Below are 17,519 nucleotides of genomic sequence, written 5' to 3' on the forward strand. Positions count from 1 at the left end.
AACCTTCCTTCTATAAGTTTAGGGCAGTCTATATTATTAAGACATTTTCACTGTGCAATTAAATTTTATACAATTATTTAAAAAAAGTCAATAATAGCTATTGACAAATTTAAAAAATAGTGTAAAATAAAATTGTAAACAATATAAACTGTAAAATATGAACAGGAGAATTGAAAGTATAGATTATAGCTACAAATTAAACCTAGAATATTTAGTAGAAAGGAAGTATAGAATATGAAAGAGTTAAAGCAATTGGTTGAAGGACGTCGTACTTTTTATGCAATAGACAAAAAATCCCCCATTTCTAATCAGGAGATAAGAGAGATTATAGAACATTCGGTAAAACATGTACCCTCAGCCTTTAATTCTCAAAGTGCCAGAGTAGTTCTCCTTTTAGGAGAGAATCATGATAAGCTTTGGGAGATTACCAGGGAGGAATTAAGAAAGATAGTTCCTGCCCAATCTTTTGCCTCAACAGATGAAAAGATTAATAGTTTTAAAAATGGATATGGAACAATCCTGTTTTTTGAAGACCAGGCTGTTATAGAGGGACTTCAGGAACAATTTCAACTTTATAAGGAGTCATTTCCTGTATGGTCGCTTCAGTCCTCAGGTATGCTGCAATATACAATCTGGATAAGTTTAGAAGGTGCAGGACTTGGAGCTTCATTGCAACATTACAATCCCTTGATTGATGATCAGGTAAAAAATGAGTGGAATTTGCCCAACCATTGGAAGCTTCTTGCCCAAATGCCTTTTGGAACTCCAAAAGAAGTGCCTGGGGAAAAAGAATTTGCTCCTATTGATGGTAGAGTTAAAGTATTTTCATAAAGTAAATTAATATAAAATCATTGAGAAATTTATATCATTTTAAATGATTTTATATATAAAGCTGCATCTATCTAATTAATTATTAATATTAGATAGATGCATTTTTTGTTTTTGTCATCTGTATTTTGTGGTACAATATAGACACATAGAAAGTTTTTGGATGTAAATTAATGCCACAATTATTGAGGTGAGGATGTGGGTTTTGGATTTTTTTATGATATGCCCATTGGACAAATCTTTATTGCCGAAGATGGAATCGGAATAAATAAAGTTACCCTAGCAGGTGATATTAATGAAGAAGATTTGAAAAAGTATACCATGGAGGAAACTAAGCTAATTAAGGAAACAGCCGGTCAGCTTAGGGAATATTTTGAAGGGATTAGGAAAGAATTTACCATTAGTTTAAATCCTCAAGGTAGCAGCTTTCAAAAAAAGGTATGGGAGGCTCTTTTGCAGATACCCTATGGTGAAACCAGAAGCTATAAGGAGATTGCCCAAATCATAGGAAATAAAAAGGCAGCCAGGGCTGTGGGAATGGCAAATCATAATAATCCTATTATGTGTATAATTCCTTGCCATAGAGTAATCGGATCTGATGGAAGCCTAATCGGTTACAGGGGTGGCATTGAAATTAAAGTAAAATTACTACAATTAGAAAAATCTGAAAGGAAGTAGAAGCTATGTATAATGAATGGTCTTTGGATATTCTTTATAAGGGTTTAGATGATGAAAAGTATAAAGAAGATTTTAGAAAGCTGGAAAATTTAATTGAAAATATAGAAAGCTTTAGCAAATCTTTAGGAAATAGTCAGGAAGAGGAAAAACTTCTTATTACCGGTATTGAATATATGGAAGAATTAGAGGTATTAGGTGGTTTTTTAGGTTCTTATCTTTCCCTTAGGCAGTCCGTAAATACTTCTGACAGCCAAGTTGTCAATGAACTAAATAAGCTTGAAAAGATGTATAGTGAAATTTCTAAGCCTCTTGCGGTAATAAAAAAATGGATAGCAGGCATAAAAGATATTGACAAGTATATGGAAAAGCATCCTAAAATCAAGAGCTATGAATTCTTTATAAATAATATAAAAGAGGAAGCAAAACATCTGTTAAGTGACGATGTGGAAGAAGTAATAGCTAAGTTAAATATATCTGCAGGTTCAGCTTGGAGCAATATGCAGGGTTATTTGACTTCTATTTTAGAGGTGGATTATCGAGGAAAGACTATAACTATCCCTGAAGTTCGTAATCTTGCTTATAGTGAAGACGCTTCTGTTAGAAAGGATGCATATGAGGCAGAACTTAAGGCATATGAAAAAATCAAGGATGCCATAAGTTTCTCCCTAAATAATATTAAAACTCAAGTTAATACAATTTGTGATCTCCGTGGTTATAAATCACCTCTTGACCAGACTTTAGAGCAATCTTACATGAAGAGAGAAACCCTAGAAGCTATGTTAAGTGCAATCCGTGAGTATCTGCCTGTATTCCACAAATATCTAAAGCATAAGGCAAAACTATTGGGTCACGAAAATGGTCTTCCTTGGTATGATTTATTTGCACCTATGGGAGAAAGCAGTAGCAAATTTACAGTACCACAAGCAAGGGAATATCTAGTAAGTCATTTTAAAGGTTTCTCTGATGATTTAGCCCATATGGTAGAGCGGGCTTTTGAAGAAGAATGGATTGATTTCTTCCCTAGAAAAGGTAAGGTAGGGGGAGCTTTTTGCAGTAATTTAACTTTTGTAAAGCAGAGCAGGATTCTGACTAATTTCAGCGGAAGTTTAAGTGATGTAATTACCTTAGCCCATGAATTGGGACATGCTTACCATGGCCTGCATATTGAGGATCATTTACCCCTAAATACTGATTATAGTATGCCGGTAGCAGAAACCGCCTCCACATTCAATGAGTCATTAATTATGGAAGCTGCCATTAGTCAGACCAGTGGCAAGGAGAAGATGGCACTGATTGAAAGTCAGTTACAGGATCTTACCCAGATTATTTGTGATATTTATTCCAGATATTTATTTGAGACAGAGGTATTTGAAAGAAGCAAAAGTGGCTTCTTATTCCCCAATGAATTAAATGATATTATGCTAAGGAGTCAAAAAATAGCTTATGGTGACGGATTGGATCATAATTATCTACATCCTTATATGTGGGTAGTTAAAGGTCATTATTATTCTGAATCCTTAAGTTTTTATAACTTCCCATATGCATTTGGAGGCTTGTTTGCAAGAGGCTTGTATGAGAAGTATAAAAAAGAGGGAGAGGCATTTGTTGAAAAATACAAAGCCCTGTTAAATGCCACTACCGTAAGTACTGTTGAAGAGGCAGCTAGGGAAGCTGAAATTAATTTAGAAGATAAAGAATTTTGGAGAAGCAGCTTAAAGGCAGTAGAAGCTTTGGTGGAAGAGTTTGTTAAGATTTCATAAGTAAAAAACAAATGTTATTTCTATCTAGGATTGGAAATAATCCCGCAACATAAAAAGAACATTTAGCCTTCATAATAAGTATTAGAAAAGGTATTTTCTTTATAAAATAAGTTGTGGGAAAGGAGCACTTATGACTCTTATAGATGGTAAGTCAGATATGCCCATAGGGCTTGGTATGCGTTTGGCCTTGGATATGAAAGCTATGAACAATTTTGCTAATCTATCTGATCAAAAAAAGAGGGAACTGATAAACTATATAGAAGGAGCCCAGACAGGGGAAGACGCAAAAAATCGGGTTACCGAAGTTGTAAGTAATCTTCATAAGGGAAGTTTCTTTTAGAGAAAAAAGAAGGACAAGTAACTAATATTTACTGTCCTTCTTTTTTTATGAGTATATGAGCAAAATTATGCAGTTGTTGATATTTTTATCTGGAATTACCCATAAAGAAAAGAGCAATGGTTCCCGGTCCTGAATGGGATCCGATTGTGGGGGATACATAATTAATTAAGAAGTTTTCTATACCTAAGCGCTGCTTAATCATTGAAGCAAGATAATTGGCATCTTCTAAGCAGTCACCATGGCTTATAAAGACAATATCATTTTCATTTTCAAAGCCTTCAATTCTTTTTTCCATCAGATCTACTAAGGAAATGAGGGCTTTTTTTCTTCCCCTTACATTATTTAAAGGTACAAGGCGGCCTTCATTATTTACATGAAGAATAGGTTTGACATTAATTAAGCTTCCTATAATTGCAGTAGTCTTTGATATCCTGCCTCCCCGGCGAAGATGGTGAAGATCATCGACTGTGAAGATATGACATAGATTTAGCTTGTTATCTTCAAGCCAGCTAACAATCTCATCCATAGACTTGCCGGCTTTCTTCATCATAACAGCCTTATGAACCAGAAGACCTTCTCCTAAGGAGGCACATAGGGAGTCAATTACTTTAATTTTTATACCCGGTCTTTCCTCCATAAGATCCCTGGCAACAGTTTCAGCTACGGAGCAGCTGCCGCTTAATGGGGAAGAGAAGGCGATATGTAATATATCGTACCCTTCATTGGCTAAATTTAAAAAAATATTCCTGGCAGTATCGGGGTTTACGGCCATTGTTGTGGGCATATTTCCACTGCGCATTTTATCATAAAATTCTTTTATATCAAGATTAATTTTATCACCATAAACAGTATTATCAAAACTATAATATAGTGGAAGCACTTTTATATTATGTTCTTCTATATATTCAATTGGTAGATCACAAGTAGTGTCTGTAGTGATAATAAATTCTTTCATTTTATTCACCATATCCTTCCATTAAAAATTATGTCTGATAAAAACACATTAATATTATCCCAAATATTCACATGTCTTTGTTAAGTGGTTTTAATTACGATATGATACATTATAACATACTATACCATATATATACAATATTATTTCATAAAAAAGCTATTTGTATATATTATAGCCATTTTATTTTAAGCCTGGCTTATCTTGACAAAAGCCTGTTTTTCTTGTTATTATATCTATATATAATTTGTATTAAATTTTGGCATTATATTCAACACATTGTAGGTCTGAGTTTGTGTCAGGCCTACTTTTTAGTATAGATAATGGAAAGGTTGAAGGAAAAATGTTAAAGAATATTATGTGCTTTGGGGATTCCAATACCCACGGTTTTATAGCAGCTAGTGGAGAAAGATATGATGAAAATACTAGGTGGACAAGATTGCTTCAAAGACACTTAGGCATAGAATATTATGTAATAGAAGAGGGGCTTAACGGACGTACAACCGTCTATGATGATACAGAAATAAAAAATACAAATGGAAAGTTATATCTAGAAGTATGTATTGCAACCCATAAGCCTTTGGATTTGGTAATTATTATGCTGGGTACTAATGATACAAAGGAAAGGTTTAATGCCTCACCTAAGGATATTGCTAATGGTATGGAACAATTAATTAAGATACTACGTGATCCTAATATATATAATAATGAAATATTAATTATCTCTCCTATTCATATAAGCGATAAAATCTTAGATTCCCCATACTGTGAATCCTTTGGAGGACTAGCCGGGGCAGAAAAATCCAGAAAGCTGGCAGCAGAGTATAAAGAATTGGCTAAAAAGTATAACTGTCACTTCATGGATGCGGCAAATTATGCCAAAGCTGATGATAAGGATGCCATTCATTTAGATAAAGAAGGTCATAGGGCTCTGGCTCAAGCTGTATATCAGAAGATTAAGGAAATTGAAAAGAGCTTATAGATAGGAGGACAGCTTGGAAAACTGGGTCATAAAGAATAGGAAAGCCGACTTTACATATATTATGGAAAAGTGCGGTATAAGTGAGGTATTGGCAAGATGTCTGGTTAACAAAGGATTTGAGGATCCTAAAGATATAGAGACTTTTCTTAAACCAAGCCTTGATAATCTATATAATCCCTTTCTTTTAAAAGATATGGATAAGACCTGCCATATCCTAAAAGAAAAGATAGCCCACGGAAAGAAAATCCGTATTATAGGTGATTATGATGTTGACGGAATTGTGGCAACATATATTTTATATAGGACCCTAAAAAAACTGGGAGCACAGGTAGACTATGAGATACCGGATAGAATAATTGACGGATATGGAATGAATATTCGAATGGTGGAAGAAGCTAAAAGTCATAATGTAGATACCTTGCTTACTTGTGATAATGGTATTGTAGCAATAGATCAGATAAAGAGGGCAAAAGAATTTGGTATGACGGTAATTGTGACAGACCATCACAGCCTTCTTGAAACAGATGATAATACAGTAATACTACCGGAAGCAGATGCTATTATTAATCCACACAGAAGAGATTGTACATATCCTTTTTCAGGATTATGTGGTGCAGCCATAACCTATAAATTGGCAGTGGCACTACTTAGTCAATATGAAATACCTGATAAGGAAGACTATCTAAGGGAACTTTTATCTTATACGGCAATTGCTACAGTCTGTGATGTTATGGAATTAATTGATGAAAATAGAATAATAGTAAAACATGGACTTTCACTGTTAAAGGACACAAGAAATATAGGATTGCTTGCACTTATGGATGCCTGTCAGATTAATAAAAAAGATTTATCCTCTTTTCACTTGGGCTTTATTATAGGTCCCTGCCTAAATGCCTCAGGAAGGCTAGATACAGCTAAAATCGGACTTAAATTATTACTTTCTGAGACAAAAAGTGAAGCCATGGAGCTTGCTGGTGAGCTTAAAAATTTAAATGAAGCCCGTAAAGATATGACAGCAAAGTATGTAGAAAAAGCAATTTCATTAATTGAAGAAGGCAATATGCTAGATGATAAGGTTTTAGTGGTATATATACCGGAATGTCATGAGAGTATAGCCGGAATAATTGCAGGGCGAATTCGCGAAAGATATCATAGACCAACCTTGATTTTAACAGATTCTACGGACTATGCAAAAGGTTCAGGAAGATCTATAGATAAATATAATATGATTGAAGAGCTATCAAAACATAGGGAGCTACTAATTAAGGTGGGTGGTCATCCTATGGCTGCAGGTTTATCACTTTTACCGGAAAATATAGATATATTAAGGAAGGCACTTAATGAGAATTGCCCGTTGACATTTGAGATGCTCATACCTAAAATTACTATAGATATTTTACTTCCTTTAGGCTATCTATCTGAAGAACTGATAAATGAACTAAAATTACTTGAACCTTTCGGAACAGGTAATAGTAAGCCTTTATTTGCAGAAAAGGATTTAACTATAAAATCTATTATGATTATAGGAAAAAATGCCAACGGAATTCGATTACGGGTAAGGAATCCATATGGCAGAGAAATGGATGCCTTGTATTTCGGAGATGTAGATGGCTTTTTTAAATATATCAGTGATAAATACGGACCAGATGAAGTGCAGCGTCTAAAAACAGGAAGAGGATCAAATTTAAAACTTACCGTTACTTATTATCCTAAAATCAATGAATATAAGGGATATAAAAGCATACAGCTAATCATACAAAATTATAGATAAAATTAAGAAATTTATCTATAATAAACAAATAAGACTATTTAACTACAAAGTTAATATAAGTTAGGGCAAATTCATAATTAATTTTAATTTGTCTTTGCGTAGATTTGTCATAAATGATATAATGTTCTACTATAAAGGGGCAAGAGGATAATTTGCCCTCAGAAAGGTATGGGTGTAAGATGAAAAAGTTAGAAGATTACGTAAGAAGTATACCGGATTTTCCTGAACCGGGAATTATATTCCGTGATGTTACAACTGTATTACAAGATAAGGATGGATTAAAGCTGGCTATTGACAGCATACAGGATTTATTAAAAGATGTTGATTTTGATGTAATAGTAGGTCCAGAATCTAGAGGATTTATTTTTGGAGTACCTATTGCTTATAATATGAATAAAGCATTTATACCGGTAAGAAAAAAAGGAAAGTTACCTTGCGAAACAATTGAGATGGATTATGATCTTGAATATGGCAAGGCTACAATAGAAATTCATAAAGATGCAATTAAACCTGGACAAAAGGTAGTTATTATAGATGATTTGATTGCTACAGGAGGAACTATTGAAGCCATAACCAAGTTAATAAAAAGCCTTGGTGGAGAAGTTGTAAAAATTGTTTTCTTAATGGAACTTAAAGGACTAAAAGGCCGGGATAAATTGGCCGGCTTTGATGTAGAAGCTGTTATTCAGTACGAAGGAAATTAATAATTTTAAATAAAATTTGTTTAGCAATAAGTATATGGGTTTTGTGACACAGGTGGTGATATTATGGATAAGATGGATGATTATATGAATCGGAGTTTATTATATAGGCCGGCAGCTACATCAGTGCCAGCTGATTTTACTGCGCCCGAGCAACTGTATAAAAAGCTAATCGACAAGGTTATTGACTATCATCCCTCCGCTGATATTTCTATTTTAGAAAAAGCATACCAGTTGGCCATGAATGCCCATAAAGATCAATTTAGAAAATCGGGCGAGCCCTATATTGTTCATCCCCTGTGTGTTGCCAATATTTTAGCTGAACTAGAACTTGATAAAGAAAGTATTGTAGCAGGTATTCTTCATGATGTGGTTGAAGATACGGACTTTACCATCGAGCAGGTGGCAGAGATGTTCACCGATGAGATTGCCTTACTGGTAGATGGTGTTACAAAGTTAACTCAGCTAAAATACTCCAAAGATAAGGTGGAAATCCAGGCAGAAAATCTTAGAAAGATGTTTCTTGCCATGGCAAAGGATATCCGTGTTATCTTAATAAAACTTGCTGACAGGCTTCATAATATGCGAACCTTAAAATATATGAGACCTGAAAAACAAAAAGAAATTGCCAGAGAAACCATGGATATTTATGCCCCAATTGCTCAAAGACTTGGTATATCCAAGATTAAGGTTGAACTAGATGACTTATCCTTAAAATATCTTGAGCCGGAAGTATATAAGGATTTGGCAGAAAAAATTGCAACTAAAAAGAGTGAGCGTCAGGCATATATAGACAGTATTGTTGCTGATGTTAGGTTTCATATAGATGAAGCCGGAATTGCGGCAAAAATTGACGGAAGAATAAAGCATTTCTTTAGTATATATAAAAAGATGGTAAATCAAAATAAAACCTTAGATCAGATTTATGATCTATTTGCGGTCCGTATTATTGTCAATTCCCTGAAGGACTGTTATGCCGCCTTAGGTGTTATCCATGAAATGTATAAACCCATTCCGGGAAGGTTTAAAGATTATATTGCCATGCCCAAGCCCAATATGTATCAATCCCTCCATACCACCTTAATCGGGCCTAAGGGACAGCCTTTTGAAATTCAAATTAGAACCTTTGAGATGCATAGAACTGCCGAATATGGTATTGCTGCTCATTGGAAGTATAAGGAGGGGGCTGACGGAAAGGGCGTTAATTCCAGTGCTGAAGAAGAGAAGTTGACTTGGCTCCGTCAAGTTTTAGAATGGCAGAGAGATCTTTCCGACAATAGGGAGTTTTTAAGTTTACTTAAAAATGATTTTGATTTATTCTCTGACAGTGTGTATGCATTTACACCTACAGGTGATGTTAAGACTTTGCCAAGGGGCTCTAATACCATTGATTTTGCATACAGCATTCATAGTGCTGTGGGTAATAAAATGGTGGGAGCCAGAGTTAACGGTAAGCTAGTACCCATTGACTATGTAATTCAAAACGGGGACCGGGTTGAGATTATGACTTCTCAAAATTCTAGAGGTCCCAGCCGTGACTGGCTTTCCATTGTTAAGAGTACTCAGGCAAAAAACAAGATTAATCAATGGTTTAAATCCGTATTAAAAGAGGACAATATAAATAAAGGCAAGGAATTGATTGCAAGTTATTGTAAGCACAAAAATATTGTACTTAGTGAACTGATGAAACCAGATTATACCGGTGTAGTATTAAGAAAATACGGTTTTAAAGACTGGGATTCTTTACTGGCTGCAGTAGGTCATGGAGGACTTAAAGAAAGTCAAGTAGTTAACCGTCTATATGAAGAACACCGTAAAAAGAATATGCTTAATATAACCGATGAGAATATTCTTGAAGAGGTAATAGGAAATAAGGATTATAAATTGCCTACCACCAAATCTAAAAGTGGTATTGTAGTTAAGGGAATCCATGATTTAGCAGTACGTTTTTCAAAATGCTGTAGCCCTGTTCCGGGAGATGAAATTATCGGTTTTGTTACCAGGGGAAGAGGGATATCAATTCATAGAACAGATTGCATCAATGTAATTAATTTGCCGGAGGATGATAGGGCAAGGTTAATAGATGCCGAATGGGATGTAAATGCCGGGAAACAAACAGGAGTATATCCGGCAGAAATTAAGATCTTTGCCAATAATCGAACCGGTGTCCTGGTGGATATATCCAGGGTCTTAACTGAAAATAAAATCGACGTTACATCCATGAATGTAAGAACCAGTAAGCAGGGTACTGCCTCTATTAGTATTGGTTTTGAAATTAATGGAGTGGAACAACTTAATGAGATTATTGACAAGATACGTAATGTAGAAAGCGTACTTGATATTGAACGTACAGCCGGTTAATTAATTGCAATTAAATGAAAGTAGGTATTATATGAGAAAAATTCATATAAAAACAATGGTTTTAGGTATGTTGCAAACCAATTGTTATATTGTTAGTGCTCCTAATTCAAAGGAAGTTGTTGTAATTGATCCTGCTGACAATGTTAATAAGATAGATCAATATTTAAATGAAAATGACCTGGTATGTAAGATGATATTACTTACCCACGGTCATTTTGACCATATAACAGCAGCAAATGATCTAAAGCTTCTTACCAAGGCTCCCATATGTGCCCATGAAGATGAGGCAGACTTTCTTAAGGATTCCAATCTTAATCTCTCTGCTCATATGGGAGAAGAGGTTATGGTTGAAGCCGATATTTTACTTAAGGATGGAAAAGAGTTTCAGGCAGGAGGCCTACATTGGAAGGTGATATATACACCGGGGCATACCAAAGGAGGAGCCTGCTATTTTCTTAAAGAGGAAAAAATAATTTTTAGCGGAGATACTCTTTTATATGAAAGTATAGGAAGGTCGGATTTTCCTACCGGAAATCATCAAAGATTAATAGAATCTATCCAAAGTAAATTGATGACCCTTTCAGATGATATAGAGATTTATCCCGGACATGGTAGACCGACCACCATAGGTCATGAAAAAAGTTTTAATCCGTATCTATAGATTATATAATAGCTAGGAGTAATAATGATTAAAATTATTCTATCCCATAAGGCATATGAAAATGATGCCTATCCCATTGTAAAGGCCTTTTACCCAAAAGAAGAGATACTGGTAAAAGGCTCTAAGGACGTGATTATAGAAGAGGGAAACCTTAGCAAGGTTCATAGCTGTATACAGATAGATTTTGGTAATGATAAAATTGAAATTGTAATTACCCATAATAAAGATAGAAAATATAAAACCATTACAGAAACACCGGATCCTGTTAAGGACAAGGCAGCTTATAAAAATGCCATGAAGCGGCAGTTATATAAAATGCTCTCCTCCATAAGTAATATTAAACTACCCTGGGGAATTCTAACCGGTATAAGGCCTGTTAAGCTGGTATATGAAATGCTTGATAGGGGCATGGATGATAGTGAAATATATAACTTTATGGAGAGAGAATACCTTTGTAGCAGGGAAAAAATTGATATCAGTATAGATATAGCAAAAAGGGAAAGAAAACTCCTTCATGAAATTGATTATAAAAAGGGATATAGTATATATATAGGAATTCCCTTTTGTCCAAGTACCTGTCTATATTGTTCATTTACTTCATATTCAGTAGAAAGACATGCAGATAGGATTACAAGTTATCTTAATGCCCTAGAAAAAGAAATAAAATATGGTTCAACTTGTTTTCCTGATAAAAAGTTAACTTCAGTTTATCTTGGGGGTGGTACACCTACCACTTTATCTGCAGAACAACTAGATAGATTACTGGGACTTATAAGAGAGCAGTATGACTTTACCCATGTACGGGAGTTTTGCGTAGAAGCCGGAAGGCCTGACAGTATTAGCAGAAAAAAGCTTGAAGTCCTAAAAAAATGGGGTGTTGACAGAATCTCCATAAATCCACAGACTATGCAGCAAAAAACCTTGGATTTAATCGGTAGAAGGCATACTGTAGAACAAATTGAAGAAGCATTTTATCTGGCTAGAGAAACCGGCCATGAGAATATCAATATGGACATAATTATAGGACTTCCTAATGAAAGTCCTGAAGATGTAATAGATACTTTAAATAAAATTGAAAAGTTAAATCCGGAAAGTCTTACTGTCCATACTTTGGCACTTAAGCGGGCAGCGAGGCTTAATACTGAAAAAGAAAATTATAAAAATTTACAGGCTGTGGATGTTCCTAGGATGATGGAAGCAACTATGGAATTTGCCAAAAAGAAGGGTTATCTTCCCTATTATCTCTACAGACAAAAGAATATGGCAGATAATCTTGAGAACATTGGCTATGCAAAAGAGGGTAAGGAAGGTCTTTATAATATTTTGATTATGGAAGAAAAACAAACCATCTTAGCCTTTGGAGCCGGAGCCATGTCTAAATTCGTATTTCATGATGAGAATCGGATTGAAAGAGTTGAAAATGTAAAGAGTCTTACAGACTATATTAGTAGAATAGATGAAATGATTGCCAGAAAAAAAGAATTTTTATTAAAGAATCCACAGTTATAGAAGTATTTCTTATTATATTATATTGCTTATCCTATTATTTGCTTTTATAATATAGGAACTATTGATAAAATGTAACAGGTTAGGAGGACTATGATGATAACACAAAGACCAAAGGGAACGCAGGATTGGTATGGTTCCAATATGTATAAAAGAACCATAATTGAAGAAATCGCACGGAAAATTTGTAAGGCGTACCATATCAAGGAGATTATTACTCCTGTTTTTGAGCATACAATCCTGTTTCAGCGAGGGGTTGGGGAAACCACGGATGTAGTTCAAAAGGAGATGTATACCTTTATGGATAAGGGGAACAGAAGTATTACCCTAAAGCCTGAAGGAACAGCAGGAACAGTCCGTGCTTATCTTGAAAACAGCCTATATGCCGAGAGTCAGCCTACAAAGCTTTTTTACATTACTCCGGCTTTTCGTTATGAAAATCCCCAGAGCGGAAGGTTAAGACAACATCATCAATTTGGTGTTGAGTTCTTTGGTTCAGCAAGTCCTCTGGCAGAAGTGGAACTAATTACTCTATTGATGGAATTTATGAAGGAGCTTGGCCTAAAAGGAGTTAAGCTACATATCAATAGTATCGGTTGTAAAAATTGTAGAAAAGAATATAACAAAGCCTTATTGGAATTCTTAAAAAGACATGAGGATAAACTGTGTGGCACCTGTAAGGAGAGAATGGAGAAAAACCCCTTGCGAATTATAGACTGCAAAGTGGATGGCTGCAAAGAAATAGTAAAGGATGCCCCAAGAACCATTGAATATCTAGATGAAGAATGTAAAGATCACTTTAATGATCTACAAAGCCTGCTTAATGAGCTTAATATCCCCTTCGAAGTGGATACAGGTATTGTCAGGGGACTGGATTACTATACCAAGACCGTATTTGAATTTGTTAACGGTGAAGGCTTTACCCTGTGCGGCGGAGGCAGGTACGATAATCTGATTCATGAAATTGACGGTAAACAGGATATTCCTGCTGTCGGTTTTGGATTTGGTATTGAAAGAATTATTAATGAGCTGGAGACAGAAAAGGTGGAACTTCCTAAAGAGCCAGCAGTGGATTTATATGTAGGGATCTTAGGTAAAGAATCAAAGGCAGCAGCATATAGTTTAGTTAGAGAGCTAAGAAAAGAAGGTTTTATTATAGAGACCGATTATATGGACCGTAGTGTTAAAGCCCAAATGAAATATGCCAATAAAATCGGTGCAAAACATACGGTAATTATAGGAGCTGACGAATTGGCAGCAAAAAAAGTCAATATAAAGGATATGGACAGGGGAGAGCAGTTTGAACTTAGCTTAGATAAAATATCAGATTTTCTTAAAAGATAATATAAAACCTTAAAAGAGGAACAGGCTTTCGGTAATTGAACTCCTGTTCCTCAATTAATTATAAGCAATATCCCACAATGCTTTTAGATAAAGACATTTATCTAAATTTTAAAGGATATTTTGTAATCTGTCTAATAGTTAAAGTTTATAGAAGGAATAAGGGGATACTTATATATAAATTATATGAAAAAAATTACTTATAATACCAAGTACCATGACCTATAAGTTTTTTTAAAAGTGCAATATATTCAATTGATACCCTAGAAAGATAACGGTTTTTTCGATAGGCTATATATAGACTGCGGGTAGCTTTGGGATGATTTAGCTTATAATAGATAGGATGTTTATGGTAGTTGCCAAATTTTATCAGAAAATCAGGAATAAATGTACAACCAATCCCTGCTAAAACCCAAGAAAAGGCAGTCTCTAATCGTTCGCTGAATAATATGATATAGGGGTTAAATCCTGCTGATAAGCAGAATTCGGAAGAAGTAGAATATAATTTTTGATTTTGCTTAAGGAAAATAAAAGGGGCTGACTTAAAGATGGATAAATCTACGGCAGGTGTCATATGAAGCTTGGCAGAATCAGTCTTTATATCATGGTCAGAGACTTGATATGATTCTATCCCCTTATTGATAGGACTTTGTGGGGGAACTGCAAGGTAAAGTTGTTCCATAGCCAGTTCTTCCGCATAAAATGAGCTTTCATCAAAGTTGCCCGTTCCCAAATATAAATCAATGGTACCGTTCATAGCAGCTTCTTCAAGGTTATGTGTAATATCTTCAAGTATATGAATAGTTATGCCCGGGTATAGTTCTTGAAATTTAGCAATGCTTTTAGGTAAAAGACATGAAGCACGAAAAGGACTAGTTCCTATTCTCAAATCTCCTGTATTAAGATTTGTCAAATCTGCAATCTGCTGATTTAATTCATCTTCAATTGCCTTTATTTTCCTTGCAGCATTTACAAAGGCTTCTCCTGCCGGTGTAAGTCTTATGGGAGAAGTGCTTCTATCAAAAATTGGGACACGGAGTTCCTTTTCAAGATTCTTAATAAACTGGCTAAGGGAAGGCTGGGTTACATATAGTTTTTGTGCAGCTTTTGAGAAACTTTTTTCTTCAGCAAGAGTAAGAACATATTCTATTTGCTGAGAGGTCATAAGATGACTCCTTTCTTATCATTGGTATTCAGCTGATTTTGTTGACATAAGTATACACTTATACACATGATAAGTCAATAACAATTAGCCTATATCTAGGGGATTTGTTACAATAAAGTTGCACATTTTCCCTAAACTTTTTGGATTTTCTTTTTATGTTTTTGTTAATCTATATGGCATATAAGGTTAAAAAAGGGATAAAAAGTAGAAAACTGATATATGCCAACTAAATAAAGGAGAGGGAATCACATTTAGAAGGAGAGGACTTAAGGGTTATGAAAAAAATTAGAAAATTAGGCTTTATTTTTACATTTGTGATGATTATTGCTCTAGTTCTTGGTGCATGCGGTAGAAAAGAAAAAGATAGTTCTACCAAACCTACTACAGTACCTACAGAAGAAGAGCAAGATGATAAGGAGAAAGATAAAGGTAAAGATGATGAGGTTCAAACAGCTGAACTACCAAGAGATTTGGGGGGAATAGATATTAAAGTAGCTGACTGGTTTACAACCAATGATACAGAGCCTACCACAGCCAGAGAAATTGATCAGGAAGCATACAGAGAGGATCTTCAATCAACACATAACTTTACTTTAGTTCAGGAAAGTATCGGTACATGGAATGAATATCAGGAATTATTTATTACATCAACAATGACTAATACCTCTTTGGCAGATATCTATATTATGGATCCTACGTTTATTCCTGAACCTTTGAAACAGGGATTGCTTTATCCAATCAGTGACTTACCAAGTTTTGACCCTGAAGATCAGCTATGGAATCAATCGGTTATAGATTTTATGACACAAAATGAAAAAGTATATGGTTTTACAGAAGAAGAAGACAGCCCGGGACTCGGTATATTTTGGAATAAAAGACTGTTTGAAGAAGGTGGCCTAGATCCCGATTTATTATACGACCTACAGAAGATGGAAGGCGCATGGACATGGAAGAAGATGGAGGAACTTGCCAATCAACTTACTATTGATAAGGACTCCGACGGAATTACCGATATCTATGGAATAACCTGTTGGTCAGTGGAATTTTCTAAGGCAGCCGTATTTAGTAACGGTTCCGATTATGTAAAATATAATAAAAAAACCGGAAGATATGAAAATAATCAGATGTCAGATGACTTTCTTGAAGCTATAAAATTCGGAGTTGAATTATATAGTAAAGGTTATATGCAGCCGGAACCTGAAGAAGCAGAACAAAAATGGTGGGTTTCTGCATTTGCAGCCGGACAAGCAGCTATGATGGTCGGTGAATGGTATGAGCATCCATCATTACAGGATATGGAAGATGATTGGGGATTCTGCTTCTTCCCTAAGGGACCCGGTGAGAAGGCTAAGATGCAGACAATGTTTGTAGGTAATATAAGAATTATTCCGTCTACTCTTGATGAACAGCGTGCCGATGATGTAATGTTTGCTTATAAATTATGGGTATCACCTCCTCCGGGATATGAGGATGAAGAAGAAGATTACAGCTATTACTATAGCAAGGTTAGAGATGCAAGGGCAGTGGAAGAGACTATTATTCCTATGATTCAAGGACAGGGTAAGAGATCCTTACTTTATCAGGTACCGGGCTTAAGCTTTAGATGGGGCGGCAATATGGACGGTGGAGGATTTGATGGTATATCTGCCGTAGAAATTGCCCAGGAGGCTTCAGCTCAATTCGATGCGATTATTAAGGAGTTCTACGGTGATTAAGGTGTAGAATCAAAAGATAAGGGGATGAGTCTATTCCAAAGATTTAAGTCCTTGGGAAAGACTCATTTCCTGTGAATCGAGATTATTTTTATATGAGGCAGTAGGTGAGACTTTAATGAAAATGGATTACCAAAAAATAATGGTTAGCCGATCCCTAATCAGTACAGGTAATAATTTTAGAATAAAAAAAGCCATAAAAAAAGCCCGGCAAGGGGAAGATGTAACCATTGCATATCTTGGAGGATCCATAACCAGGAGAAATGATGAGCAAAAAGACAGAGGTTTTGCCGATGCCTCATTTAGATATTTTAAGGAAAGGTTTGCCACAAGCGGTAATCTGACATATATCAATGCCTATTTACGATGTAGCTTTTAAGGATATGAAACTTATAGATTCCACGATGCTTTTACCCATATCTATGAAGGGATTTAAAAAAGCCAATACAATTGAAGAATTCCCTAACGGATGGGTTAAAGATTGGGATGCAGAAGAAGTATACTTTAAATTTAGCTTAAGTTTTAAAAATTTATTTATTATATATAAGGAAGCAAATAATAAATCAGAAGGTAGTATTAGTATATCTATTGATGGCAAAAAAGCAGGAATATACTCCGGATACCGTATCTTTGGATGGAATAATCCTGTTGCAAAGTTGGTTTATTCGGAAAAAATATATAAAGAACATATAATTGAAATTACTATGATCCAGGGTGATGAAAAGAAGGACTTTACTATTCTAGCCTTTGGATACTGCTAA

16 protein-coding genes are annotated in these 17,519 nt (G+C 35.1%); 14 read left to right on the plus strand and 2 right to left on the minus strand.

Annotation, left to right across the window (positions count from 1 at the left end):
- The first annotated feature begins 234 nt into the window (after positions 1-234).
- From SD1D_RS02415 to SD1D_RS02430, 4 genes are all read left to right on the plus strand, one after another.
- Complete coding sequence (locus SD1D_RS02415; RefSeq protein WP_058257448.1) at positions 235-831, plus strand: nitroreductase family protein; 597 nt, start codon at positions 235-237, stop codon at positions 829-831.
- 195 nt (positions 832-1,026) lie between these two features.
- Positions 1,027-1,506: a methylated-DNA--[protein]-cysteine S-methyltransferase gene (locus tag SD1D_RS02420; protein WP_087758728.1), complete on the plus strand. Its 480-nt coding sequence runs from the start codon at positions 1,027-1,029 to the stop codon at positions 1,504-1,506.
- Between the two features lie 5 nt (positions 1,507-1,511).
- The gene (locus SD1D_RS02425) at positions 1,512-3,266 is read left to right on the plus strand and encodes a M3 family oligoendopeptidase (protein ID WP_058257449.1); all 1,755 of its coding nucleotides are present in this window, start codon (positions 1,512-1,514) and stop codon (positions 3,264-3,266) included.
- A 130-nt stretch (positions 3,267-3,396) separates the two neighbouring features.
- Positions 3,397-3,606: a YdeI/OmpD-associated family protein gene (locus SD1D_RS02430; protein ID WP_058257450.1), complete on the plus strand. Its 210-nt coding sequence runs from the start codon at positions 3,397-3,399 to the stop codon at positions 3,604-3,606.
- A gap of 85 nt (positions 3,607-3,691) precedes the next feature.
- Here SD1D_RS02430 and SD1D_RS02435 read toward each other — a convergent pair whose 3' ends face one another.
- Positions 3,692-4,561 (minus strand): DegV family protein, encoded by an 870-nt coding sequence (locus SD1D_RS02435; protein WP_058259167.1) that lies wholly within the window; start codon positions 4,559-4,561, stop codon positions 3,692-3,694.
- 292 nt (positions 4,562-4,853) lie between these two features.
- On the opposite strand from SD1D_RS02435, the gene SD1D_RS02440 reads away from it, so the two are divergent.
- The 7 genes from SD1D_RS02440 to hisS all read left to right on the plus strand — a co-directional run bounded on the left by SD1D_RS02440 (position 4,854) and on the right by hisS (position 13,884).
- Positions 4,854-5,540 (plus strand): SGNH/GDSL hydrolase family protein, encoded by a 687-nt coding sequence (locus tag SD1D_RS02440; RefSeq protein WP_058257451.1) that lies wholly within the window; start codon positions 4,854-4,856, stop codon positions 5,538-5,540.
- Positions 5,541-5,553: 13 nt separating this feature from the next.
- Entirely contained in the window at positions 5,554-7,311 is a 1,758-nt protein-coding gene (gene recJ, locus SD1D_RS02445) for a single-stranded-DNA-specific exonuclease RecJ (protein ID WP_330398627.1), read from the plus strand.
- A gap of 179 nt (positions 7,312-7,490) precedes the next feature.
- The gene (locus SD1D_RS02450; protein ID WP_058259169.1) at positions 7,491-8,015 is read left to right on the plus strand and encodes an adenine phosphoribosyltransferase; all 525 of its coding nucleotides are present in this window, start codon (positions 7,491-7,493) and stop codon (positions 8,013-8,015) included.
- Positions 8,016-8,087: 72 nt separating this feature from the next.
- Positions 8,088-10,373 (plus strand): RelA/SpoT family protein, encoded by a 2,286-nt coding sequence (locus SD1D_RS02455; RefSeq protein ID WP_058259170.1) that lies wholly within the window; start codon positions 8,088-8,090, stop codon positions 10,371-10,373.
- Positions 10,374-10,404: 31 nt separating this feature from the next.
- Positions 10,405-11,034: an MBL fold metallo-hydrolase gene (locus tag SD1D_RS02460; RefSeq protein WP_058257452.1), complete on the plus strand. Its 630-nt coding sequence runs from the start codon at positions 10,405-10,407 to the stop codon at positions 11,032-11,034.
- Positions 11,035-11,058: 24 nt separating this feature from the next.
- Positions 11,059-12,543 carry a coproporphyrinogen dehydrogenase HemZ gene (gene hemZ / locus SD1D_RS02465; RefSeq protein ID WP_058257453.1) on the plus strand — a complete coding sequence of 495 codons (1,485 nt, stop codon included), beginning with the start codon at positions 11,059-11,061 and terminating at the stop codon, positions 12,541-12,543.
- A gap of 93 nt (positions 12,544-12,636) precedes the next feature.
- Positions 12,637-13,884, plus strand: a complete 1,248-nt coding sequence (gene hisS, locus SD1D_RS02470) for a histidine--tRNA ligase (protein ID WP_058257454.1) — start codon at positions 12,637-12,639, stop codon at positions 13,882-13,884.
- Positions 13,885-14,077: 193 nt separating this feature from the next.
- On the opposite strand, the gene SD1D_RS02475 is transcribed toward hisS, so the two are convergent.
- Positions 14,078-15,046: a LysR family transcriptional regulator gene (locus SD1D_RS02475; protein WP_058257455.1), complete on the minus strand. Its 969-nt coding sequence runs from the start codon at positions 15,044-15,046 to the stop codon at positions 14,078-14,080.
- 275 nt (positions 15,047-15,321) lie between these two features.
- Here SD1D_RS02475 and SD1D_RS02480 point away from each other — a divergent pair, with 275 nt between their 5' ends.
- From SD1D_RS02480 to SD1D_RS02490, 3 genes are all read left to right on the plus strand, one after another.
- Positions 15,322-16,761: an ABC transporter substrate-binding protein gene (locus SD1D_RS02480; RefSeq protein ID WP_058257456.1), complete on the plus strand. Its 1,440-nt coding sequence runs from the start codon at positions 15,322-15,324 to the stop codon at positions 16,759-16,761.
- Between the two features lie 115 nt (positions 16,762-16,876).
- Positions 16,877-17,137: a hypothetical protein gene (locus tag SD1D_RS02485; RefSeq protein ID WP_058257457.1), complete on the plus strand. Its 261-nt coding sequence runs from the start codon at positions 16,877-16,879 to the stop codon at positions 17,135-17,137.
- Positions 17,138-17,141: 4 nt separating this feature from the next.
- Entirely contained in the window at positions 17,142-17,519 is a 378-nt protein-coding gene (locus SD1D_RS02490; RefSeq protein WP_157893085.1) for a hypothetical protein, read from the plus strand.

Source organism: Herbinix luporum, from assembly GCF_900070325.1.
Lineage (GTDB): Bacteria > Bacillota > Clostridia > Lachnospirales > Lachnospiraceae > Mobilitalea > Mobilitalea luporum.